The 22684-nt window shown below is 69.2% G+C and carries 21 protein-coding genes; 9 read left to right on the top strand and 12 right to left on the bottom strand.

The annotated features are described in order from the left end of the window. Positions 1-14 precede the first annotated feature (14 nt). Entirely contained in the window at positions 15-2225 is a 2211-nt protein-coding gene (locus tag HOV91_RS12305; protein WP_174185499.1) for an MMPL family transporter, read from the bottom strand. A 449-nt stretch (positions 2226-2674) separates the two neighbouring features. Between HOV91_RS12305 and HOV91_RS12310 the strand changes: the two genes are divergently transcribed. After that, positions 2675-3787, top strand: coding sequence for a lycopene cyclase family protein (locus HOV91_RS12310; protein WP_312884577.1), 1113 nt, complete (start codon positions 2675-2677; stop codon positions 3785-3787). Further along, positions 3784-4779 (top strand): non-homologous end joining protein Ku, encoded by a 996-nt coding sequence (gene ku / locus HOV91_RS12315; protein ID WP_174185501.1) that lies wholly within the window; start codon positions 3784-3786, stop codon positions 4777-4779. The genes HOV91_RS12310 and ku overlap by 4 nt, the downstream gene beginning before the upstream one ends. 32 nt (positions 4780-4811) lie before the next feature. Here ku and HOV91_RS12320 read toward each other — a convergent pair whose 3' ends face one another. Next, positions 4812-5648: a hypothetical protein gene (locus HOV91_RS12320; protein ID WP_246350013.1), complete on the bottom strand. Its 837-nt coding sequence runs from the start codon at positions 5646-5648 to the stop codon at positions 4812-4814. Positions 5649-5692: 44 nt separating this feature from the next. Here HOV91_RS12320 and HOV91_RS12325 point away from each other — a divergent pair, with 44 nt between their 5' ends. The 4 genes from HOV91_RS12325 (at position 5693) to HOV91_RS12340 (ending at position 9879) form a co-directional block, all read left to right on the top strand. Then, positions 5693-6433, top strand: coding sequence for an SDR family oxidoreductase (locus HOV91_RS12325; RefSeq protein WP_174185502.1), 741 nt, complete (start codon positions 5693-5695; stop codon positions 6431-6433). 150 nt (positions 6434-6583) lie between these two features. Next, complete coding sequence (locus tag HOV91_RS12330; RefSeq protein WP_174185503.1) at positions 6584-8152, top strand: VWA domain-containing protein; 1569 nt, start codon at positions 6584-6586, stop codon at positions 8150-8152. 9 nt (positions 8153-8161) lie between these two features. Next, positions 8162-8749: a hypothetical protein gene (locus HOV91_RS12335; protein WP_174185504.1), complete on the top strand. Its 588-nt coding sequence runs from the start codon at positions 8162-8164 to the stop codon at positions 8747-8749. Further along, positions 8746-9879 carry a hypothetical protein gene (locus HOV91_RS12340; RefSeq protein ID WP_174185505.1) on the top strand — a complete coding sequence of 378 codons (1134 nt, stop codon included), beginning with the start codon at positions 8746-8748 and terminating at the stop codon, positions 9877-9879. Before HOV91_RS12335 ends, HOV91_RS12340 begins: the two co-directional genes overlap by 4 nt. A gap of 140 nt (positions 9880-10019) precedes the next feature. Here HOV91_RS12340 and HOV91_RS12345 read toward each other — a convergent pair whose 3' ends face one another. From HOV91_RS12345 to HOV91_RS12390, 10 genes are all read right to left on the bottom strand, one after another. Beyond that, on the bottom strand, positions 10020-10451 hold the full coding sequence (locus HOV91_RS12345) for a DUF4189 domain-containing protein (RefSeq protein ID WP_174185506.1): 432 nt from the start codon (positions 10449-10451) through the stop codon (positions 10020-10022). 196 nt (positions 10452-10647) lie between these two features. Continuing rightward, positions 10648-11031: a metal-sulfur cluster assembly factor gene (locus HOV91_RS12350; RefSeq protein WP_174185507.1), complete on the bottom strand. Its 384-nt coding sequence runs from the start codon at positions 11029-11031 to the stop codon at positions 10648-10650. A gap of 29 nt (positions 11032-11060) precedes the next feature. Beyond that, a complete protein-coding gene (sufU, locus tag HOV91_RS12355) occupies positions 11061-11522 on the bottom strand; it encodes a Fe-S cluster assembly sulfur transfer protein SufU (RefSeq protein ID WP_174185508.1) in 462 nt (153 codons plus the stop codon). Between the two features lie 3 nt (positions 11523-11525). Beyond that, entirely contained in the window at positions 11526-12779 is a 1254-nt protein-coding gene (locus tag HOV91_RS12360) for a cysteine desulfurase (protein ID WP_174185509.1), read from the bottom strand. 1 nt (position 12780) lies between these two features. Continuing rightward, entirely contained in the window at positions 12781-13557 is a 777-nt protein-coding gene (gene sufC / locus HOV91_RS12365; protein ID WP_174185510.1) for a Fe-S cluster assembly ATPase SufC, read from the bottom strand. 40 nt (positions 13558-13597) lie between these two features. Continuing rightward, a complete protein-coding gene (sufD, locus tag HOV91_RS12370) occupies positions 13598-14776 on the bottom strand; it encodes a Fe-S cluster assembly protein SufD (RefSeq protein ID WP_174185511.1) in 1179 nt (392 codons plus the stop codon). Then, positions 14776-16212, bottom strand: a complete 1437-nt coding sequence (sufB, locus tag HOV91_RS12375) for a Fe-S cluster assembly protein SufB (RefSeq protein WP_174185512.1) — start codon at positions 16210-16212, stop codon at positions 14776-14778. The genes sufD and sufB overlap by 1 nt, the downstream gene beginning before the upstream one ends. Further along, positions 16209-17009, bottom strand: coding sequence for a helix-turn-helix transcriptional regulator (locus tag HOV91_RS12380; RefSeq protein WP_174185533.1), 801 nt, complete (start codon positions 17007-17009; stop codon positions 16209-16211). The genes sufB and HOV91_RS12380 overlap by 4 nt, the downstream gene beginning before the upstream one ends. Positions 17010-17361: 352 nt before the next feature. Continuing rightward, positions 17362-18399 carry a zinc-dependent alcohol dehydrogenase gene (locus HOV91_RS12385; protein WP_174185513.1) on the bottom strand — a complete coding sequence of 346 codons (1038 nt, stop codon included), beginning with the start codon at positions 18397-18399 and terminating at the stop codon, positions 17362-17364. Positions 18400-18439: 40 nt separating this feature from the next. Beyond that, complete coding sequence (locus HOV91_RS12390) at positions 18440-19099, bottom strand: TetR/AcrR family transcriptional regulator (protein WP_174185514.1); 660 nt, start codon at positions 19097-19099, stop codon at positions 18440-18442. Between the two features lie 94 nt (positions 19100-19193). Between HOV91_RS12390 and mptB the strand changes: the two genes are divergently transcribed. The 3 genes from mptB to HOV91_RS12405 all read left to right on the top strand — a co-directional run bounded on the left by mptB (position 19194) and on the right by HOV91_RS12405 (position 22670). Beyond that, positions 19194-20876 carry a polyprenol phosphomannose-dependent alpha 1,6 mannosyltransferase MptB gene (gene mptB / locus HOV91_RS12395; protein WP_043727032.1) on the top strand — a complete coding sequence of 561 codons (1683 nt, stop codon included), beginning with the start codon at positions 19194-19196 and terminating at the stop codon, positions 20874-20876. A 73-nt stretch (positions 20877-20949) separates the two neighbouring features. Beyond that, positions 20950-21882 (top strand): ABC transporter ATP-binding protein, encoded by a 933-nt coding sequence (locus tag HOV91_RS12400; protein ID WP_174185515.1) that lies wholly within the window; start codon positions 20950-20952, stop codon positions 21880-21882. Next, positions 21879-22670, top strand: a complete 792-nt coding sequence (locus tag HOV91_RS12405; protein ID WP_174185516.1) for an ABC transporter permease — start codon at positions 21879-21881, stop codon at positions 22668-22670. The genes HOV91_RS12400 and HOV91_RS12405 overlap by 4 nt, the downstream gene beginning before the upstream one ends. Positions 22671-22684 lie beyond the last annotated feature (14 nt).

Raw genomic sequence — 22684 nt, forward strand, 5'->3', positions numbered from 1 at the left:
GGCCGGCACGCCGATCAGAGCCGCGCGGGCTGCAGCCAGTCCTCCCGGCCCGCGACCGCAGGGGCGGCGGGCTCCTCCTCGATGCCGAACCGCCGGTGCAGCTTGCGCAACGGACCCGGCGCGTACCAGTTCCAATGGCCGAGCAGTTCCATCGCCGCGGGCAGCAGGAAGCCGCGCACCAGGGTGGCGTCCACCAGGACGGCGAGCGGGAGCCCGATCCCGAACGCCTTCATGAAGGTGATGTCGGAGGCGAGGAAGCCGAGGAAGACCAGCGAGATCAGCACCGCCGCCGCGGTGACGATCCGGCCGATCCGTTCCAGCCCGGAGGTCACCGCCAGCGCGTTGGACCTGGTGCGCTGGTATTCCTCCCGGATCCGCGCCAACAGGAAGACCTGATAGTCCATGGCGAGGCCGAACGCGACGCCGAACAGCATGACCGGAACCGTCGGCGGCAGGTCGCCGGTGACGGTGAAGCCGAGCAGGCCGGACAGGTGACCGTCCTGGAAGATCCAGACCAGTGCGCCGAAGGTCGCGGTAAGGCTCAGGAAGCTGAGCACGACCGCGAGCAACGGCAGCACGACGCTGCCGGTGAGCAGGAACAGCACCACGATCATGATCAGCACGACGAACGCCAGCGCGTACGGCAGCGCAGCGACCACCGCGCCGATCGCGTCCGCGTTGGCCGCGGCAACGCCGCCGACCAGCACCGGTGACGCGGCGGGCGTGGCGCGCACGTCGCGGGCGATCCGGTCCAGCGCGCCGGGATCGGTGGTGTCGGGGACCACCGCGAGATAGGCGGCGTTCTCGGCGCGGAAGCGCTCGTTGGCCGCGGTGGGCGGCGCGAGCAGACCGCCGTGGCTGTAACTGCCGGTTGCGGTGTCGACCCGGCGAACGTCCTCGATCTCCGACAGCTCCCGGGCATAGGCGTCCAGACCCGCCGCGCTGTAGGCGCTTTCGGGCAGCACCGCGAACAGCCCGTTCTGTTCGGTGGCGGCGAAGTCACGCTGGATTGTCTCGGTGACCTGGCGATTGTTCATCGACTCCGGCAGCGAACGCTCGTCGGGGAAGCCGAGTTTCACGCCGAGGAAGGGTGCGCCCAGCACGAGCAGCAGGGCGGTCACCGCGAGCCCGATCGGTACCGGCCGCATCATCACGAATCGGGCCAGGCGGTGCCAGGCGCCCTCGCCGGGCGCGGGACGGGCGGCGCGCAGGAACCACCACAGCTGTCCGTTGTCGATCTTGGTGCCGAGCAGGAACAGGATCGCGGGAAGCACGGTCAGCGATACCGTCGCGGCGATCGCGGCGACGGCCAGACCGGCGTATCCCATCGACCGCACGGCCAGCAGCGGGAAGAACAGCAGCCCCGACAGGGCGACCGCGACGGTGACGGCGGAGAACACGACGGTGCGGCCCGCCGAGCGCATGGTGGCGGCCACCGCGGCCGCGGGTTGCTGCCCGGCGACCAGTTCGTCGCGGTAGCGGCTGATGATCAGCAAGCTGTAGTCGATCGCCAGGCCGAGCCCGAGCAACGTAGCGACGTTGGTCGCGGTCGCGGCGAGATCGGTGACGCTCGCGATCAACCACAGCGCGCCCATCGTCATCATCACCGTGATCATCGCGACCACCAGCGGCAAGCTGGCCGCGACCAGGCCGCCGAACACCAGCAGCAGCGCGATCAGCGTGATCGGGAAAGCGATGGATTCGCCGAGCACGACGTCTTTCTCGCTCTGCTGCACCGTCTCGCGCAGCAGCATCGCGTAGCCGCCCACCCGCACCTCGAGCGGGCCGCGGGTGCCGCCGAACCGGTCGGCCAGATCACCCACCCGTTTGTCGACCTCGGCCTCCTCGCCGAGGACGCTGGCCACGATCAGCCCCTTGGTGCCGTCGGTGCTGCGCAGCGCGGGCGACTTGTCGGTCCAGTACGAGGTGACGCCCGCGACGCCGGACACCGCCTTCAGCTCGGTGACCAGGTTCGTCGCCGCGGTGGCCGCCGCGTCGTCGTCCACCGACCGGCGAGTCTGCACCAGCAGCACCAGATTCGGGGTGGCCTGGCCGAAGGTGTCCCGCAGCACGGCGGTCGCCCGGCTCGATTCGCTGTCGGGGTCGATGTACCCGCCGCCCTGCACTTTGTCGAACAGCGTCGCGCTCAGCGTGCCCATCGCCAGTGCGAGGAGCACGAACACGGCCAGGATCCATCGGCTGCGCCGCCTGGTCAGTTCGAACACTGCGTCTACCCCTAACTCGTTCCGGTCGCGCCGCTTTCGTCCGACTCCAGCGGGCTCCGGTCGACACCGTGCCCGGCGCGCCATCCGCGGCACGCCGGTACGCCGACACCTGACACTCGGCACCGGGACCGGATGCGTGCGCCAGCGCCCCGGCATCCTAGCAACGCGCGAGAAAGTCCGGTGAGCGCGAACACATTCCGTCCACCGCGGCGATCCGTGCCACGGGCCGCGGTGCTGCGGCGGCTCCGATCATCGGCAGCATGATCCGGACCTGCGCACGCTCCCACACGCGGCAAGGATCGCCGCGGCAGTGTTCGCGAAGAGTTCATGTCGACCGGACCCAAGGTCGCCGAGTCCTCGCCGGACACGTCGGTGCGCTCGCGTCGTGCGGGCGAATGAGAGGCTCGGACCATGCGAATCGCACTCCCCCCGGTCCGAAGAGGCGCGGCGTGAAGCCGGACCTCGTCGTTTGCGGTCTCGGCCCGGCCGGGCGCGCCCTCGCGCACCGCGCGGTGGTTCGCGGACTCACGGTGACCGTGGTGGATCCCGCCCCGGAGCGCAGGTGGACGGCCACCTATGCGGCGTGGGCCGACGAACTGCCGGATTGGCTCACCCCGGAGGTGGTCGCGGCGACGGTACCCCGGCCGATGGCCTGGGGAACCCGGGCTCACCGGGTCGACCGTCCCTATGTCGTCCTCGACAACGCGCGACTGCGGATCGCACTGCGGTTCCCGGATGCGGAGGTCGTCGCGGATCGCGCGGTCGACGTCGCACCCGGGCGGGTGCGGTTGGCGTCCGGCGTGACGATCGCCTGCGGTCGAGCGGTCGACGCGCGCGGACTCACCCGCTCCCCGGCGCGCGCCGAGCAGACCGCCTACGGCGTGATCGTGGACGCGAGCCGCTGCGCGGGCCTGGACCCGCTGTTCATGGACTGGCGTCGCGACAACGGCGCCCCGTCCGACGCGCCGCCTTCGTTCCTCTACGCCGTCCCGCTCGACGACGAGCGGATGCTGCTCGAGGAGACCTGCCTGGCCGGTCGTCCCGCCCTGACGGGCGCCGAACTGCGGACGCGGTTGCGGCACCGGCTCCGGGCCAGGGGCGTCGAACTCACCGGAGCCGAACCCGTCGAGCACGTCCGATTCCCCGTGCAGGGTGGCCGCCCCGGGTCGCGCAGGTTCGGCGCGGCGGGCGGGTTCCTGCACCCGGCGACCGGGTACAACGTCGGCGCGGCGCTGGCCTCGGCCGACGCGGTGGCGGCGGGGCAGGACGTATGGCCCGCTGGGGCGCGCGCCGTCCATCACCTGCGCAACGCCGGGCTGCGCGCCCTGCTGGCGTTGCCGCCCGAGGACATCCCGCTGTTCTTCGACACGTTCTTCACGCTGTCTCCGGCGGCGCAGCGGGCGTATCTGTCCGGCCGCGCCGACCTCGGCGGCACCATCGCGGCGATGAGATCCCTCTTCCAGGCCCTGCCGGGGCCGCTGCGTCGGCGCGTCGCGGCCGCGACACTCGGGATTCCGGTTCGCTCGCGAGGTCGGTGGGGTTCGGCCATGATGGTTCCATGAGATCGATCTGGAAAGGCTCGATCGCATTCGGGCTGGTGAACGTCCCGGTGAAGGTGTATACCGCCACCGAGGACCACGACATCCGGTTCCATCAGGTGCACGCCAAGGATGGAGGACGGATCAAATACGAGCGTGTCTGCACCGTGTGCGGTCAATCCGTCCAGTACACCGACATCGACAAGGCCTACGAGTCCCCCGACGGGGACAAGGTCGTGCTCAGTGACGAGGACTTCGCGAAACTGCCCGTGGCCGAGAAGCACGAGATCCCGGTGCTGCAGTTCGTGCCGTCCGATCAGATCGACCCGGTCCTGTTCGAGAAGAGCTACTACCTGGAACCGGATTCCAGCACGCCCAAGGCCTACGTCCTGCTGGCGCGGACACTGGAGGAGATCGAACGCACCGCCCTGGTGTACTTCACGCTGCGCCAGAAGACCAGGCTGGCGGCGCTGCGGGTGCGCGAGGGCATTCTGGTGTTGCAGACGCTGCTGTGGCCGGACGAGGTCCGCTCCGTCGAATTCGAATCCCTGGACGGTGTCGCCGAGCCCCGGTCGCAGGAGATCAAGATGGCGGAGACGCTCGTCGAGGCCATGTCCGACGACTTCGATCCCGACCAGTTCACCGACGAGTACCAGATCGAGCTCAAACGCCTGCTCGACGAGGCGATCGCCAGCGGCACCGGCAAGGTGCCCGAGCAGCCGGAGCCGGTGCCGAGCGGGATGGACGCCGAGGTGGTCGACCTGGTCGCCGCGCTCCAGCGCAGCCTGGAGGCCAGCGGACGCCGGACGGCGGGCGGTGACGGCGCCGAGCCGAAGAAGACGGCAAAGAAGGCCGCGGCCAAGAGCGCCTCGGGCAAGAGCGGCGCTGCCAAGAGCACCGCGTCCAAGAGCGCGGCGAAAAGCACTGCGTCCAAGAGCACCGCATCGAAGAGCGCGGCGAAGAAAGCGCCCGCCAAGAAAGCGGCCAAGAAGACCGCGGCCCGTAAGGGCGCCTAGGTTCCGCCGGGCACCGCGGGCTCCGAGGCAGGTCAGGGTTGCGCCGCGCGTTCCCGGCCCGCTTCGAAGAACTCCAGCAACGCCGCGACGGTGTTCACCGCGTCGCGTCGCCGCAGCGCCCCGAACGGCGCATTCCAGAAATCGCCGGTGCGCGGCGTCCACGGGCCGACATACGCGTACGGGCCGGGATGCGCGTCGTCGCCCGGTGAAACCCCGTAGTTCACTTCCTCGATCGTGCCGGCCAGATCGAAATGCTCGGGCCACAGCACCGGCGTCATGCCGGGCGCCAGACAGCGCAATGCCTTGTCCCCTACCGCGAACCAATGCTCGATCAGCCCGGCGGCCGAGGGGTCCACCTCGATCGGCGCGTCGAGGTCGACTCCCGTCGTGTCCGCGTACGCTCCCTCCGGCGGCCCCGGCTCGAAACCCGCGGTCCGGGCGACCTCTCGATAAGTGCCTTCCAGCCGAATCCGCCCCTCCGGCCACACCAATTCCTCGCCGACCACCGACACCGGCCACCGCACACCCCCGAAACCCCCGTGCACAGCCCTCAGCCGGATGGTGCCGAACTCTCGGTACTGCGGCCCGGCGATCAACAATTCCGCCACCGCGTGCAGCCCTCGACGCGACTGCCGGTAGGTCACCTCGTCCACCCCCGCATCATCTCCGCTGCCGTCGGCCTCGCGCACGAGTTTCGCCGCAGAAACCCCGGCTCGGCGGCGCGGCTCGCGACCCGTGCCGACGGTGCGGGAAACGGGCAGCGCCTGGGCTCCGCGGGCCGGGCTCACCTTCTCGGGCCGGGGACCCACGCGAGCGGCGGGTGCTGGGAATTCGCTCCCCTCTCGTAACGATCTTGGTTTACTGGTCACCGAGGTTCCTCCTGTACGACGCATCGCGCGAAAGGGAGAAGACCATGAAGCTCACAGTCATCGGCGGTACCGGGCGAATCGGCTCGCAGGTGGTCGCGAAGCTGACCGCGGCCGGACACGAAGCCGTCCCGGCGGCGCCGTCCACCGGTGTCGATGTCCTTACGGGCGCGGGCCTCGACCGCGCACTCGACGGTGCGGACGTCGTGATCGACCTGGCGAACTCGCCGACCTTCGACGAAGCGTCGCTCGAGTTCTTCCGCACGTCCATGCTCAACCTGCTCGCCGCGGGCGAGGCCGCCGGTGTCCGGCACCAGGTCGTGCTCTCGATCCTGGGCGTGGACCAAGTGCCCCAGCTGGACTACTACCGGGCCAAGACCCTCCAGGAGGACCTGCTGCGGCAGGGTTCGACGCCGTACTCCATCGTGCGCGTCACCCAGTTCTTCGAGTTCATGGACGCGGTCCTGTCCTGGACCGCCGACGGCGACACCGTCCGCCTGCCCGCCACCCGGCTCCAGCCGATCGCCGCCGCGGACGTCGTCGACGCGGTGGTGGAGGTCGCCACCGGCACGCCGCTGGGGGGCATCCGCAACGTCGCGGGCCCCGAGGTCTTCCCGCTGGACGAACTCGGCCGGATCACCCTTGCCGCGCGGCGGGACAGCCGGACCGTCGTCACCGACGACACCGCGGGCATGTTCGCCGCGGTCACCGGCGATGTGCTGATCGCGGGACCGGACGCCCACCTCGCGCCAACGCACTACCGCGACTGGCTGCGCGAGGCCCACTGAGCCGTAGCGATGAGGATTCGCTAGGACGTCACCGGCTATTCACCACTCCCCCGCCACCGCCGCTTACGATCGCGTCATCGAGGGGAAGGTGGCGAATTGCCGTATCGCCGCACGAAAGTGCTTGTCGCAGCATTTATCACAGCGTGTGCCATGCTGCCGGGCTGTGGGGAGGATCGCGGGGGCGGCCCGGTCCGCGACTACAACCCGGACGCGAATGTGCTGAACATCGTGGCGGGCTCCGAGCACGACGCGGTATTCCAGCAGGTGGTGCAGCCGTGGTGCCGGGAGCAGAAGCTGACCTGCACCATGACCGAACTCGGGTCGGTGGACCAGGCTCGGCTGCTGGACGGGGGCGACGCGCCCTACGACGGATTCTGGTTCGCCAGCAGCGTCTTCCAGCAGTTGGGCGACACCGGACATCGCCTGCAACAGGTGCAGCCCATGTTCAGTACGCCCCTGGTGTACGCCGGGCCGCGCAGCGAACTGGACGCCCTGGGCTTCACCGGCCGGGACGTCGGCATCGAGGAAATATTGGCGGCGGCCGAGGCGAAGAAGACCACGGTATGGATGACCAATCCGACCCAGTCCAATTCCGGCGCCACGGTGCTGCTGGCCTTCCTCAACTACTTCGCCGGCAACGGTCCCGGCGTACCGCTGACCCGCGCGCAACTCGATTCCGAGCAGGTGCGCACCGGCATCACCCGCTTCACCCGCGCTTTCGCCAGGACGCCGCCGTCTACCGGACTGCTCATGGACGAGTGCCTGGCCGTACCACAGCAGTGCAAGACCATGTTCACCTACGAGAACCTGGTGATCGAACGCAACCAGGAACTGATACGCGCGGGCAAGGAACCACTGCACGTCATCTATCCCAAAGGTGTACTGGCGATTTCGGACGCCCCGCTCGGGTTCCTCCCGCACGGCGACAACGCGGACAAGCTCGGCAACTTCCGCAAGCTACAGGATTTCCTGCTCTCGGCCGACACCCAGCAGCGGCTGGTCCGGCTGGGGCGGCGGCCCATCACCAGTATCGGGCTGTCGCTGCCCGACGCACCGCGGGAAGTCTTCGATCCCGCCTGGGGAATTCGAGCGACGCTCACCGAGCAGCCGATCACGTATCCGGCCGCCCCGGTCATCGACGCCGCCCTGGAGAACTACCAAACCGTCTATCGCACGCCCACCGACCTGGTGTACTGCATCGACTCCTCCGGCAGCATGGCCGACAACGGCGGCTGGGCCGGGGTGCAGCGCGCCGCGGATCTGCTGTTCGATCCGGCGCAGTCCAAGAGATATCTGTTGCAGACCGGTCCACGAGACCGCACCGCGGTGCTGCTGTTCAACGGCACCACCGCCGCCGCGCAATGGACCAACGGCAATACGGCTCCGGATCTGCGATCCCTACGCGACGGCATTCGCTCACGGAAACCGGGCGGCAACACCGGCATCTATCGCTGCCTGAGCACCGCGGCGAAGCAGTTCACCGGCCCGGCCGACCCGGATCGCAAACGACTGGTCGTCCTCATGACCGACGGCGCCGACACCGAGGGCGGCAACGGACTCGAGGACATCGCCCGCACCGGTATCCCGGTGGTGGTCATCGGATTCGGCTCCGGCGTAGAGGAAGACACCCTCCGGACAATTGCCGAGCGCACCGGCGGGTCGTATCTCACCACCGACGATATGGTCGCGGCGTTGCGCCAGGCCACCGGCTACCGGTAGGAGGTGCCGGTGCCGGGTAATGCCGCCTCGATCGCGGCGCTTGTCGTGCTCGTGGCGAGCTTCCTCACGCTCTATGCCGTGCTCGGCTCGCCGGTCGGCGCGGCGCTGGTGGCGATCGGCGCGGCCGTGCTCACCGCCCTCGCCGGGCAGTGGGTGTCCGTCATCGTCCAGCGCCGCCGATTACCGCGACTGGTGTCGGAGACCAACCAGCGGGTGGCGGCACTGGCCGCCCGAGTCGGTGACGCGGGGACCCGCGCCTCGCTGCTACGGGCCTGCGACATCGTTCCGCGCCTGCTGGAGCGCACCGAGACCGTCGATCCGGCAAGCCTTGCCATGACCTCCCGCAAGCTGCTCGACTATCTGGCGAGCGTGGAGTCGGCCCTGCGGCGGTATGTGGAGATCCAGGACCACCGGTCGTCCTACCGCGATGCCGAGGCGCTGCTGGAGGGTAGCCGCCGGGTGCTCGCCGGGTTCGAGGCCTTCGCCGCGCACGGGGCCGAACAGGTCGGCGAGGCGGACCTGGCGTCCTTCTTCCGGGACTTGGCGCACCTGGAACTCATGAATCCCCCGCGGCTTCCCCCGAGCGAGGAGCTATGAACAGATCCCGTCTTCCCGTCGTCCTCGCGATCGTGGTCGCCGTCGTTGTCATCGCCGTGGGCGTCGTGGTGATCCGGGGGGCGAACGACACCCCGGTCGCCGCGCGGCAGCTCACGTGCCTCGGCGGCTCCGAGAAATCCGCGCTCATGGCCGATCCCGAGGTCCGCGCCATCCTCCGGGACGAATACGGGCTCGAGGTGCGCTTCGACAAACGCGGCTCCTACGACCTGGTGCAGATACCCACCGACCAGCTGCGTGAGCAGAAGATCGACTGCCTGTGGCCGTCCTCGGCGAGTGCCCGCAGCGTCTTCGAAGCGTCGCACGACACCGGTGACTTCCCCGACTACCGCGCCGAATCGGTGCTGGAGACGCCGGAGGTGATCTACGCCGGCGCGTCCGCCACCGACGCGCTCGTTCGCGCGGGCATCGTGGCGCTGCGGGACAACTCCTACTACATCGTGGATTTCAAGCGTCTGCTGCTGGAATACGTACTGCCCAAGCAGAAATGGGAGTCGCTGGGAGCGCGCGAGCCGGCCGGTCCCATTCGCATCACCAGCACGGACCCGAAGTCCTCGAACTCCGGATTCACCCTGCTGCAACTGGAATTGACCGTCATCGCCTCCAATGACGTCTTCCAGCCGCCTACCGTCGCCGAGGCCAGATCCGGGCTGCCCGCCGTGCGGGACCTCTACGACGCGCAGGGTTTGCAGTCCGACAGTTCCGACGGCGGTTTCCGGGAATGGCTCATCCAAGGAGCGGCCACCCTGTACGCCGGATACGAGAGCCAGATCCTGCGCCAATTGGTCGACTACCGCGACAACAAACCAGCTACCGAGGCACTACTGGCGAATGCCCGACTGCTCTACCCGGATCCGACCATCTTCAACAGCAATCCGATCCTCACCCTCACCGCTCCCGCTCATCGGCTGATCACGGCGCTGCAGGACCCGGAGATCCAGCAGATCGCGTGGAAGCGTTACGGTTTCCGCTCCGCCACCCAGCTCGGCGTGGCGCACACGACCGATTTCGCGCCGATCCCGCTGGCCATCCAGCCGCGCTCGACCACACCGCCGCGGGCCGATATCACGCAGTTGCTGCTCGCCTGTGTCCGCGACGGCAAGTGCTCCTGAACAGGAGGACGCACGCTGCCTTTGGATCCGGCCCCCGCGCGATCGGCCGGAATGTGTTCGCACCGCCCGGTCCGCTGAGCCGGACCGCGGTGCGGCCGAGCGGGAATACCTTTGCCGCGCTCGGCGATATTGCCGCTGGACTATCCGGCGGTCGACGTGCAGGCCGTCAACCGAACGCTCGCAGGCCGGGGAATGGCGCTGCCGAGACTCGGGAAAGGCGGTGCGCTGGGGCCGAGGACCTCGATGGCACGGCGCTCGGCTTCGGCGCGGGTGGGCCCCCACGCCCATCCGTGCTTGCCGTCGGCGCCGCGGACCACCGATCCGCAGGCATTCCAGAACTGCACGACCGTCCGGCAATCGGTGACGCCGCACTGGGTCCGAGCCGCGGTCTCGGCGGCGGCGGCGCTCGCGTAGTCCACCGCCGAAGCGACCGCGCCGGTGCTGGACGACAGAGCCAGCGCGCCGTAGTAGGTCCCTGCCGCGCCCGCTTCACCCGCGGGACCGCCGACCACCGCGCAGGTGGCGGCCGAGACCGCCGCGAGCCCGAGGGCAGCCTTGTGCGGCACCGACATGTGATCCTCCCCGTCTGGCGAACGACTCCGGGCTCAGATCATGGTCCGGCTCGCGCGCTTTGTCGAAAGCGCGGACTTCCCACCCCCGGCGAGTGCGCCGGACCGCTGCCGGCGCGGCGGGCACTGTCACGAGACCGGTCGGCCGCCGGAACACCCTTTTCGGGCGCTACCGGCGGCCGCTAGCAAGCCTGGCGGATCACACCGTGAACCCGAGCGCACGCAGCTGCTCGCGGCCGTCCTCGGTGATCTTGTCCGGACCCCACGGCGGAATCCAGACCCAGTTGATCTTCAGGTCCTCCACCAGACCGCTGCGCACCAGCGCGTTGCGGGACTGGTCTTCGATGACATCGGTCAGCGGGCAGGCCGCCGAGGTCAACGTCATGTCGAGGATCGCGACGTTGTCCTCCTCGACGCGCAGTCCGTAGACCAGGCCGAGGTCGACGACGTTGATACCCAGTTCCGGGTCGACGACGTCGCGCATCGCCTCTTCGATGTCCTCGAGCAGTTTGACGTCCTCCGCGGACAGCTCGGCAGCCGGTGCGGCCTGCTCGGTCGTGTCGGTGGCCGGTGTGTCGGTCATTGACGCTTCCCCGTTTCCCATCGGACGGCTCACTTTTCTTCCGCGGCGGGCTGCTCGGGGCCGATCCTGAGGACGGCGTCCTTGAACGCCATCCACCCGAGCAGCGCGCACTTCACCCGCGCGGGGTATTTCGAGACTCCCGCCAAGGCGATGCCATCGCCGATCACGTCCTCGTCGCCTTCGATGGTGCCGCGGCTGGAGATCATCTCACTGTAGGAGTCGACCACCTTCAGCGCCTGTTGCACCGGCAGCCCGATGACCTGATCGGTGAGGATCGAGGTGGCGGCCTGGCTGATCGAGCAACCCTGCCCGTCGTAGGAGACGTCGGCGATGTCACCGTTGCCGTCGAGCTGCACGCGCAGGGTCACCTCGTCGCCGCAGGTCGGGTTCACGTGGTGCACCTCGGCCCCGAACGGCTCGCGCAGGCCCCGGCGGTGCGGGTGCTTGTAGTGGTCCAGGATCACTTCCTGGTACATCTGCTCCATGCGCATGTCTTATGCAACTCCGAAGAAGCTCTGAGCCTTCCGCACGGCGGCGACCAGCGCGTCCACCTCGGCGACCGTGTTGTAGACCGCGAACGAGGCGCGCGCGGTGGCGGCGACACCGAAACGCCGGTGCAGCGGCCACGCGCAGTGGTGGCCCACCCGGATGGCGACGCCCTCGTCGTCCAGGATCTGCCCGACGTCGTGGGCGTGGATGCCGTCCACCACGAACGCCACCGCGCCGCCGCGATCGATGTTCTCGGTGGGGCCGATGACGCGCACGCCGTCGATTCCGGCCAGCCCGTCCAGCGCCGCGCCGACCAGCGTGTGCTCGTGTGCCGCGACGGCGTCCATGCCGATCTCTTCCAGATACCGCACGGCGGCGCCCAATCCGACCACCTGGGAGGTCATCGGCACCCCGGCCTCGAAGCGCTGCGGCGGCGGCGCGTAGGTGCTGTGGTCCATGAAGACCGTCTCGATCATGGACCCGCCGGTGATGAACGGCGGCATCTCTTCCAGCAGCAGGCGGCGGCCGAAGAGCACGCCGACACCGGAGGGGCCGAGCATCTTGTGCCCGGAGAACGCGGCGAAATCCACGCCGAGCGCGCGGAAGTCCACCGGCATGTGCGGCACCGACTGGCAGGCGTCGAGCACGACCAGCGCGCCCACCGCCTTCGCCCGGCGCACCAGCTCCTCGACCGGGGCCACCGCGCCGGTGACGTTGGACTGGTGGCTGAACGCGACCACCTTGGTGGCGGGCGACAATTCCAGCGAGTCGAGATCGATCCGACCGTCCTCGGTCACGCCGTACCACTTCAGCGTGGCGCCGGTACGGCGGGCCAGCTCCTGCCAGGGCACCAGATTCGCGTGGTGTTCCAGCTCGGTGATGACGATCTCGTCGCCCGGGCCCACGTGATGCGGGAACCGGTCGTCGGCGAACGCGTAGGTCACCAGGTTCAGCGATTCGGTGGCGTTCTTGGTGAACACGATCTCGCCAACGTCGACGCCGACGAATCGCGCGATGTCGGCCCGCGCGCCCTCGTAGGCGTCGGTCGCCTCCTCGGCCAGTTGGTGCGCGCCGCGGTGCACCGCCGAGTTGCTGGTGATCAAGAAGTCACGTTCGGCTTCGAGCACGCCGATCGGCCGCTGCGCGGTCGCGCCGGAGTCCAGGTACACCAACTGTTTCCCGTCCCGGACCGTGCGGTTCAGGATCGGGAAGTCGGCCCGGATGCGGGCGACGTCGAGGGTGCGGACCGTAGCGGTCATATCAAGCTCCAGCAGTGGCGTTAGCGGTGAAGCGGACGTAGCCGTTGGCGTCGAGTTCCTCGGCGAGTTCGGCACCGCCCTCGGCGACGATGCGCCCGCCGACGAAGACGTGCACGAACTCCGGCTGGATGTAGCGCAGGATGCGGGTGTAGTGCGTGATCAGCAGGACGCCGCCGTTCTCGCGCTCCTTGTACCGGTTGACGCCCGCGGAGACGATGCGCAGCGCGTCGACGTCCAGGCCGGAGTCGGTCTCGTCCAGGATCGCGATCTTCGGCTTGAGCAGGCCCAGCTGGAGGATCTCGTGGCGCTTCTTCTCACCGCCGGAGAAGCCCTCGTTCACACTGCGGTCGGCGAAGGCGGCGTCGATCTCCAGTTCGCTCATCGACTCCTTCACCTCCTTGACCCAGTGCCGCAGCTTCGGGGCCTCGCCGCGCACGGCGGTGGCGGCGGTGCGCAGGAAGTTCGACATCGAGACGCCCGGGACCTCGACCGGGTACTGCATCGCCAAGAACAGACCGGCCCGCGCGCGCTCGTCCACCGACATCTCCAGCACGTCCTCGCCGTCGAGGGTGATCGAGCCGGAGGTCACCGTGTACTTCGGGTGACCGGCGATCGCGTAGGACAGCGTCGACTTGCCGGAGCCGTTGGGCCCCATGATGGCGTGCGTCTCACCGGATCGCACCGTGAGGTTCACGCCCTTGAGGATCTTGATGGGCTCACCGGACTCGTCGGGGTTGGCGACCTCGACGTGCAGGTCCTTGATTTCCAGGGTGGTCATCGAATTCGAATTCCTTTGCCGAATATGGGGTCGTCGTTGATCAGGCGCCGATGGCGGCGAGTTCGGCCTCGATGGCCGCCTCCAGCCGCTCCCGGACCTCGGGCACCGCGATCTTCTGGATGATCTCGTGGAAGAACCCGCGCACCACCAGGCGGCGGGCGGCGTCCTCCGGGATACCGCGGGCGCGCAGGTAGAACAGCTGCTCGTCGTCGAACCGGCCGGTCGCTGACGCGTGCCCCGCGCCGACGATCTCGCCGGTCTCGATCTCCAGGTTCGGCACCGAGTCGGCGCGTGCGCCGTCGGTGAGCACCAGGTTCCGGTTCACCTCGAAGGTGTCGGTGCCCTCGGCGGCGGCGCGGATCAGCACGTCGCCGACCCATACGGTGCGGGCGTCGCCCTTCGGGGAGTGCGGATCGCCTTGCAGCGCACCCTTGTACAGCACGTTCGACTTGCAGTTCGGCACCGCGTGGTCGACCAGCAGGCGCTGCTCGAAATGCTGGCCCGCGTCGGCGAAGTACAGACCGAGCAGTTCGGCGTCGCCGCCGGGGCCGTCGTAGCGGACGTTGCCGGTCAGACGCACCAGGTCGCCGCCGAGGGTGACCGAGGTGTGCCGCAGGGTGGCGTCGCGGCCGAGCTTGGCGTGGTGCGCGGTGGTGTGGACCGCGTCGTCGGCCCAGTCCTGCACGGCGACCACGGTGAGCTTGGACGAATCGTCCAGCACGAATTCCACGTTCTCCGCGTAGGTTCCGCTACCGCGCTGGTCGATGACCACGGTGGCCTTGGCGAAGGGCTCCAGCCGAATCTGCAGGTGGCCGTAAGCGGTCTTGCCCTCGCCGGGCCCGGTGATCGTGACGGTGACCGGCTCGGTGACCTCGACCTCCTTGCCGACCGACACGACGGTGGCCTGCTCGAAGCCCGAATAGGCCTGTGCGGCGACGCGGTCGGACGGCACGCCACCCGCGCCAAGACGGGCGTCGGTGCGCTCGACCGTCTCCACCGTCACGCCCTCGGCCGCGGCGACCTCGACGGTCGCGCGACCGTCCCGGACCGCGGTGCCGTCCTGCAGGCCGCGCAGGCGGCGCAGCGGCGTGAACCGCCACGCCTCGTCCTTGCCGGAAGGTACCTCGAAAGCGTTCACGTCGAACGACGTGAAGACCTCGCCCTTGTTGATCGCGGGAGTGCGGGCCTCGGCCGCTTCGGCAACGTTCTCCACTGCCATCAGCCGACGGCTCCTTCCATCTGCAGTTCGATCAGGCGGTTCAGCTCGAGCGCGTATTCCATCGGCAGTTCCTTGGCGATCGGCTCCACGAAGCCGCGCACCACCATCGCCATCGCCTCGTCCTCGGTGAGACCGCGGCTCATCAGGTAGAACAGCTGGTCCTCGGAGACCTTCGAGACGGTCGCCTCGTGCCCCATGGTCACGTCGTCCTCGCGGATGTCGACGTAGGGGTAGGTGTCGGAGCGGCTGATCGTGTCGACCAGCAGCGCGTCGCACTTCACGGTCGACTTCGAGCCGTGCGCGCCCTTGTTCACCTGGACCAGGCCGCGGTAGGAGGCCCGGCCGCCGCCGCGCGCCACCGACTTCGACACGATGGTCGAGGACGTGTGCGGCGCGAGGTGCAGCATCTTCGCACCCGTGTCCTGGTGCTGGCCCTCGCCGGCGAACGCCACCGAGAGCACCTCGCCCTTGGCGTACTCGCCGGTCATCCAGACCGCCGGGTACTTCATGGTGACCTTGGAACCGATGTTGCCGTCGATCCACTCCATGGTCGCGCCCGCCTCCGCCTTGGCCCGCTTGGTGACCAGGTTGTAGACGTTGTTCGACCAGTTCTGGATGGTGGTGTAGCGGCAGCGGCCGCCCTTCTTCACGATGATCTCCACCACCGCGGAGTGCAGCGAGTCGGACTTGTAGATCGGCGCGGTGCAGCCCTCGACGTAGTGCACGTACGCGCCCTCGTCGACGATGATCAGGGTCCGCTCGAACTGGCCCATGTTCTCGGTGTTGATCCGGAAGTAGGCCTGCAGCGGGATGTCGACGTGCACGCCCGGCGGCACGTAGATGAAGGAACCACCCGACCACACGGCGGTGTTCAGCGCGGAGAACTTGTTGTCGCCCGCGGGGATGACCGTGCCGAAGTACTGCCGAAAGATCTCCGGGTGCTCCTTCAACGCCGTATCGGTGTCGAGGAAGATGACGCCCTGCTGCTCCAGGTCCTCACGGATCTGGTGGTAGACGACCTCGGACTCGTACTGCGCGGCGACACCGGAGACCAGCCGCTGCTTCTCCGCCTCGGGGATGCCCAGCTTGTCGTAGGTGTTCTTGATGTCCTCGGGCAGCTCGTCCCAGGACGCGGCCTGCTTCTCGGTCGAGCGCACGAAGTACTTGATGTTGTCGAAGTCGATGCCGTCGAGATTGGAGCCCCACAGCGGCATGGGCTTGCGATCGAAAATCCGCAGGGCCTTGAGCCGCTGTTCGAGCATCCATTCCGGCTCGCTCTTCTTCGCCGAGATGTCCCGGACAACCGCCTCGGACAGACCTCGTTGCGCACTGGCGCCGGCCACATCCGAATCGGCCCAGCCGTAACCGTATTTGCCCAGTGAGGCGATGGCCTCTTCCTGAGTGAGCGGTTGCACCTGGTCGGTGGTCGTCGTCATTCGGCACTCCTTCCGGAGTCGTTCGTTCGTACCGCTGCGGGCTGTGCAGCGGTTGGTGCTGAAGTTCCGGTCTGCGGGCCGGGCAGGACCAGCAGCGGCACGTGCGTGGTGCACGCGCAGTCGCCGTTGGCGATCGTGGCCAGCCGCTGCACGTGCGTGCCGAGCAGCTCGCGGAACGCCTCGAGTTCGGCCGCGCACAGCTGCGGGAACTCCTCGGCGACGTGCGCCACCGGGCAGTGGTGCTGGCAGATCTGCACGCCCGTGCCCACCTTGCGGGTGGTGGCGGCGAACCCGGCGTCGGTGAACGCATCGGCGATCTCCGCGGCCTTCGCCTCGGTTTGCTGCGGGGTGTGCTCCGCGACCGGCTCGATCCCGGCCACGATAGTGCGTGCCCGTTTGCGGGCGAACTCGGTGAGGGCCTGTTCCCCGCCGATCTCCCCGAGCTGCCGCATGGCGGCGCCGGCCAGATCGTCGTAGGCGTGGCCGAGATTGCCTCGTCCCGCCGCGGTGAGCTGGTACTGCTTGGCCGGACGGCCCCTGCCCTTCTGCTGCCAGGGCGCCGATCGGCCGGCGCGCGCCTGACCGGATTCGATCAGGGCGTCCAGATGCCTGCGCACGCCCGCCGGGGCCAAGCCGAGCTTGTTCCCGATGGCGGTCGCGGTGATCGGTCCTTCCTCCAGCAGCAGCTGGACGATGGCCGCTCGGGTATGCCCTTCACCGCCGACCGTCGCGGGCGCGGCGGTCGACCCGGCGCCGGTCCTGCGACCAGCTCCTTCGTCACCTCTCCGCAAACCCATGGTTTTCACAACATCAGTGTGGCGGAATTACTTCCTGAAATCTAATAAGGGTCCCCTGAGTTCTCGACCCGATCGACCTGCGGGGATGGCGTCATCGGTGCCACTCGCACGACATCTCGCGCACAGCGGCGGCCCGGTGGGAACGCGCCGATTCCGCCTCCGCCGCTCGATTTCCGCAGTACGTCGCGCTGACCTGCACAGAAGGACCTTGCCGAGCGAGCATCCGGCCCGGCACGTCCGCAGCGGAAGCGCTCCGATGCCGATGGGCCGAGCGAGCGCGATAACCAAGAGTGCGATTGGTCACAACCGAAATTCGGCTTTCGCCCACCGGAGTATTTCGTGCGGGTGCCTCTCACGCCGAGGGGGCGTCCGCGCGGACCGCCACCAGCTTCATCGGAAGCTCCAGCAGCGCGTCCACCGCTTCGTCCCAGGTGGCTGTCGCGGTGGTGACCAGCGACGGGTCGAAGCGTCCCGTCGCGACGAGGTCGAGGACCTCAGGGATGACCGGGCGGACGTGCGCACGGCCGGTGTGCAAGGTGCAACAGCGGGTGTACATGTCCAACATCGGCAGCGCGACGTCCTGCAACTGGACGCTGACACTGGTGCACCACCCGTCGTAGGCGGTCGCATCGATCGCCGCGCGCAACGCCTTCGCGCCGCCGCCCGCCTCCACGACGATCGGGAACCGGCCGACCCGCGCGTCCGGCGGTCCTTCGACCGCTTCCGCGCCGAGCGACTTCGCGATGTCGAGGCGCTCGACGGAGTCGTCGAGATAGACCACCCGGGCGGAATCGAGCGCGACCGCGAGCCCGGCGGCGTACAACCCGATCGACGGCGCGGCGGGCCCGCCGATCACCAGCACTTCGGCGCGGGGATCGTCGGCCAGGCGCGGCCCGACCGCACGGTAGGCGTCGGGGATGTTGTCGCTGGCGCTGGCCACCGCGACCGGGTCCACCCCGGGCGGCAGCGGGACCAGCATGGCGTCGGCATGTGGCACGAGCGCCAGGTCGGCCCACAGCCCGCCCCAGTCGAGCCCGCCCATGGCGCCGAGACCGAAAGTGGACAACCGCGGATGGCTCGTGCAGTTGCCGGTCCGCCCTCGGGTGCAGGCCCGGCACGTACCGCAGGAGATCTGGAACGGCACCACGACCAGGTCGCCGACGGCGACGCCGCGGACCTCCGGCCCGATCGCGACCACCTCGGCGACTCCCTCGTGCCCGAACGGATACGGCCCCGGGAGCGGAAAACTGCCACGCAGCACGGCCGGGTCGATGTCACAGGTGGCCAGCGCGACCGGCCGCACCAGCGCCTGGCCGGGCCCGCTCAGGACGGGGTCGGGATGTTCTTCCCAGCGCATCGCACCGGGTCCGGTCAGCATCAGACGTTTCATCGTCCGAGTCTCGCTAGAACGTTCTTTCCAGTCAAGGCTTTCACCCCGGATCGCCCTGCTCGGCAGGCATCTCCGGAATTCTTCCTGCGGTACCGGCCTCGGGCAGCGGCCCGGCCACGTCGTCGCCGATCCCCGCCGCCGCGAAGGTCGCCCGGACCAGCCGCTCCATCGACTTCGCCACCGTGCGCAGCGGCGCGTCCGTCTGCCGGATCCTGGCCAGGATGGTGGCGCCCTCGTAGGCGGCGACCACGGTGGTGGCCAGTTCCGCCGCCTCATCCCCGCCGAGCCCGAGCTCGGCGAGCAGCCCGGCGAACGCCTGCTCCATCGTGTCGAAGGCGCTCACGCAGGCCGAGCGCACCGCCTCGACGTCGCTGCCGCCGTCCAGCGCGGGCGTCCCGATCGGGCACCCGTCGGTCCACTGCGAGTCCGCGAGCTTGCCGACCATGAATTCGAACAGCGTGGCCATGGTGGCGAACACGTCGGTCGGCGCCTGCCGGATCATCCGCCCGGTGAGCACCCCGGTCCCGGTGATCGCCGCGACCGCGATCTCCTCCTTGCCGCCCGGAAAGTGGTGATAGATCGAGCCGTACGGCAGTTCGGCCGCCTCACTCAACGCCTTCAGACCGAACCCGTGATACCCGTGCCGCGCCAGCAGCCCGGAGGCGGCCACCTCGATCCGCCGCCTGGACTCCGAAACCATCTGTCGATTGTGCCCCGCGAGCGGTGCGGGTCCGGTCGGAACGAGCGGGGTGCGTGCGCGGTGCGCGATCGCCGCTCGAACTAGGCTTCGTGGCGTGGCGGTACTGGAGGGCGCGCGGCGCAGGACACTGGCGTTCGGGCGCCGGGCACTCGGACTCGACGTGCCCGCGGCCGATCACACGATCGCGGTGCTGCACCGCGACGAGTCGGAAGTGCCCGGTCTCGACCGCAAGGAACTCGCGCAGCTGGACCGGATCCGACTGATGGGCGCCACCGGCACGGTGCTGATGGCGATCAGCGCGCTCGGCATCGGCGCGCAGCCCGTGCACCAGAACCCGACCTCGGGCGTCCGCGTGCTCGGCATCTTCGCCCGCGCCCACACCGGCTCGCTGGCGATGTGCATGACCGGCACCGTCGTGGTGGTGCTGGCCTGGCTGCTGCTGGGCCGGTTCGCGGTCGGCGGCATCGGCGGCTCCCCTGTCCACCGGCTGACCCGCTCACAACTGGATCGCACCCTGCTGTTGTGGATCATCCCGCTCAGCGTCGCTCCCCCGCTGTTCAGCAACGACGTCTATTCCTATCTAGCGCAGAGCGAGATCGCCGCGCGCGGCATCGACCCCTACGAAGAAGGCCCCGTCGCGGGACTCGGGATCGACAACGTCCTCACCAATAACGTTCCGACCATCTGGCGCGACACTCCAGCACCCTACGGGCCGCTGTTCCTCTGGATCGGGCGCGGCATCGCGGAGATCACCGGCGACAACATCATCGCGGGCGTGTGGGTGCACCGCATCCTCGCCCTCGGCGGCGTCGCGCTGATCGTGTGGGCGCTGCCGCGGCTGTCGGCGCGCTGCGGCGTCGCGGCGGTGAGCGCGCTGTGGCTCGGCGCTGCCAATCCGCTGGTGCTGTTCCACCTGGTCGGCGGCGTGCACAATGACGCGCTGATGCTCGGTCTGATGCTGGCGGGCATGGAGTTCTGCCTGCGCGCCATCGAGGACACCCACCCGTTCGACGGCCGCGCCTACGCGTGGCTGATCAGCGGGGCGATCATCATCACGCTGTCGTCATCGATCAAATTCACCTCGATCATCGTGCTCGGGTTCGTCGGGATGGCGCTGGCGCGGCGTTGGGGCGCTTCGCTGCGCACGGTCGCCGTCGCGGCCGCCATGCTCGGTGCGATCGCCATCGGCACAACGCTTTTCATCAGTTCGGTGAGCGGGCTCGGCTTCGGCTGGATCTACACGCTGAACACCGCGAACGCGGTGCGTAGCTGGATGTCGCTGCCCACCGCGCTCGGCATCATCACCGGCTTCGGCGGTGTACTGCTCGGACTCGGCGATCACACCACCGCGCTGCTGAGTATCACCCGGCCGATCGCGGCGGTGGTCGCGGGCTTCTTCACCGTCCGGATGCTGGTGGCCACCGGCACCGGGCGGCTGCATCCGGTCGGTGCGCTGGGCGTGGCGCTGGGCGCGATCGTGCTGCTGTTCCCGGTGGTGCAGCCCTGGTATCTGCTGTGGGCGATCGTGCCGATGGCGGCTTGGGCGACCCGGCCGGTGTTCCGCGTTCCCGCGGTGGCGTTCTCGGCGATCGTGAGCGTCATCCTGATGCCGCGCGGCGCCAATCTGGAGGTGTTCCAGATCGTGGGCGCCGCGATCGCCACCGTGATCGTCGGGGTGCTGTTCATCGTGATCACGCGCAACTCGCTGCCCTGGCGGGGGCAGACGGGGGTGTCGGCTCCGTCACAGGCGCCGACCTCCTACGGTGTGACATCGTGACCGAGCGTGGCGAGGGAGCCATCTACACAGCATCACCGGGTGTGCCGAAACCGAGCGCGGGCGAGGCTGAGTCGTGACCACAACCTCCGGACCGGCGGTCAGCGTCGACGGCGTCGTCAAGCGGTACGGCGAGACCACCGCCGTGGACGGCCTGACGTTCGAGGTCGAACCGGCGCGGGTGCTCGCGCTGCTCGGCCCGAACGGCGCGGGCAAGACCACCACCGTGGAGATGTGCGAGGGATTCGCCGCCCCGGACGCGGGCACGGTGCGCGTGCTGGGCCTGGACCCGATCGCCGATTCCGAACGGCTGCGTCCGCGCATCGGCGTCATGCTCCAAGGCGGCGGCGCGTATCCCGGCGCGCGGGCGGGCGAAATGCTCGACTTGGTGGCCGCCTACTCCGCGGATCCGCTCGACCCCGACTGGCTGCTGCGCACCCTCGGCCTCCAGGACAACCGGCGCACCCCCTACCGCCGCCTCTCCGGTGGACAGCAACAGCGCCTCGCGCTGGCCTGCGCCCTGGTGGGCAAGCCGGAGATCGTGTTCCTGGACGAACCCACCGCGGGCTTGGACGCCCAGGCACGGCTGATCGTCTGGGAGTTGATCGACGCCCTGCGCCGCGACGGGGTGACCGTGGTGCTGACCACGCACATGATGGACGAGGCCGAGCAACTCGCCGACCAGCTGGTGATCATCGACCACGGCCGGATCGTCGCCTCCGGCACCCCGGCCGAGGTCACCGCGCACGGAGCGGCCGGGCAGCTGCGGTTCTGCGCACCGCCCAGACTGAACCTGGAACTGCTGGCGAACGCCTTGCCGGAAGGGTTCGCGCCCAGGGAGACCACCCCGGGCACCTACCTGGTGGAGGGTGAGATCAATCCGCAAGTGCTCGCCACCGTCACCGCGTGGTGCGCGCGAATGAACGTGCTGGCCACCGACATCCGGATCGACCAGCGCCGCCTCGAAGACGTTTTCCTGGAACTGACCGGACGGGACCTGCGCGGATGAGCGAGCACGACCGGACCGCCAACCGATTCGAGCCGGGCACCTTCGCTCCCGGACCCCGCCCGAGCGGTCGCGCCGCGATGTTGCTCGCGCAGACCAGGCTCGAGCTGATCCTGTTGCTGCGCAACGGCGAACAACTCCTGCTGACCATGTTCATCCCGATCACCCTGCTGGTCGGGCTGAGCCTGCTGCCCTTCGGCGACCTCGGCACGCACCGGGTGGACAAGATCGTCCCCGCGGTGATGATGGTGGCCGTCATGTCCACCGCGTTCACCGGTCAGGCCATCGCGGTCGGCTTCGACCGGCGCTACGGCGCGCTCAAGCGGCTCGGCGCGACGGCGTTGCCGCGCTGGGGCGTCATCGCGGGCAAGAGCGCCGCCGTGCTCATCGTGGTCGTGCTGCAAGCCGTCCTGCTCGGGCTGATCGGCTTCGCGCTGGGCTGGCGGCCGGAACCGGCCGGGTTGCTGCTGGGCGCGGCGGTGATCGCGCTCGGCACCGCGACCTTCGCGGCCATGGGGCTGCTGCTGGGCGGCACCCTCAAGGCCGAGGTGGTGCTGGCGCTGGCGAACATCCTGTGGTTCGTCATGCTCGGCGTGGCCAGCATCGTGTTCGCCGCCGACGACCTGCCCGCCGTGGTGAGCGTGCTCGCCCGGTTGGTGCCTTCGGGCGCGCTGGCGGAAGCGTTGGAGAACGCGATGCACACCGAGGTCGACTGGTTCGGAATCGCGGTTCTCGCCGTCTGGGGCGTGGTCTCCGGCGTCGCGGCAACACGCCTGTTCCGCTTCCACTGAATTCCGGACGCGGC

Origin of the sequence: Nocardia barduliensis (assembly GCF_013315795.1) — a bacterium.
In the GTDB taxonomy this organism is placed as follows: domain Bacteria; phylum Actinomycetota; class Actinomycetes; order Mycobacteriales; family Mycobacteriaceae; genus Nocardia; species Nocardia barduliensis.

Excerpts from the sequence above, each read along its gene's own strand:
- ku (WP_174185501.1), top strand. The coding sequence starts at position 3,784 with ATGAGATCGATCTGGAAAGGCTCGATCGCATTCGGGCTGGTGAACGTC.
- HOV91_RS12325 (WP_174185502.1), top strand. The coding sequence starts at position 5,693 with ATGAAGCTCACAGTCATCGGCGGTACCGGGCGAATCGGCTCGCAGGTG.
- HOV91_RS12330 (WP_174185503.1), top strand. The coding sequence starts at position 6,584 with ATGCTGCCGGGCTGTGGGGAGGATCGCGGGGGCGGCCCGGTCCGCGAC.
- HOV91_RS12340 (WP_174185505.1), top strand. The coding sequence starts at position 8,746 with ATGAACAGATCCCGTCTTCCCGTCGTCCTCGCGATCGTGGTCGCCGTC.
- HOV91_RS12345 (WP_174185506.1), bottom strand. The coding sequence starts at position 10,451 with ATGTCGGTGCCGCACAAGGCTGCCCTCGGGCTCGCGGCGGTCTCGGCC.
- HOV91_RS12350 (WP_174185507.1), bottom strand. The coding sequence starts at position 11,031 with ATGACCGACACACCGGCCACCGACACGACCGAGCAGGCCGCACCGGCT.
- sufU (WP_174185508.1), bottom strand. The coding sequence starts at position 11,522 with ATGCGCATGGAGCAGATGTACCAGGAAGTGATCCTGGACCACTACAAG.
- HOV91_RS12360 (WP_174185509.1), bottom strand. The coding sequence starts at position 12,779 with ATGACCGCTACGGTCCGCACCCTCGACGTCGCCCGCATCCGGGCCGAC.
- sufC (WP_174185510.1), bottom strand. The coding sequence starts at position 13,557 with ATGACCACCCTGGAAATCAAGGACCTGCACGTCGAGGTCGCCAACCCC.
- sufD (WP_174185511.1), bottom strand. The coding sequence starts at position 14,776 with ATGGCAGTGGAGAACGTTGCCGAAGCGGCCGAGGCCCGCACTCCCGCG.
- sufB (WP_174185512.1), bottom strand. The coding sequence starts at position 16,212 with ATGACGACGACCACCGACCAGGTGCAACCGCTCACTCAGGAAGAGGCC.
- HOV91_RS12380 (WP_174185533.1), bottom strand. The coding sequence starts at position 17,009 with ATGGGTTTGCGGAGAGGTGACGAAGGAGCTGGTCGCAGGACCGGCGCC.
- HOV91_RS12385 (WP_174185513.1), bottom strand. The coding sequence starts at position 18,399 with ATGAAACGTCTGATGCTGACCGGACCCGGTGCGATGCGCTGGGAAGAA.
- HOV91_RS12390 (WP_174185514.1), bottom strand. The coding sequence starts at position 19,099 with ATGGTTTCGGAGTCCAGGCGGCGGATCGAGGTGGCCGCCTCCGGGCTG.
- HOV91_RS12405 (WP_174185516.1), top strand. The coding sequence starts at position 21,879 with ATGAGCGAGCACGACCGGACCGCCAACCGATTCGAGCCGGGCACCTTC.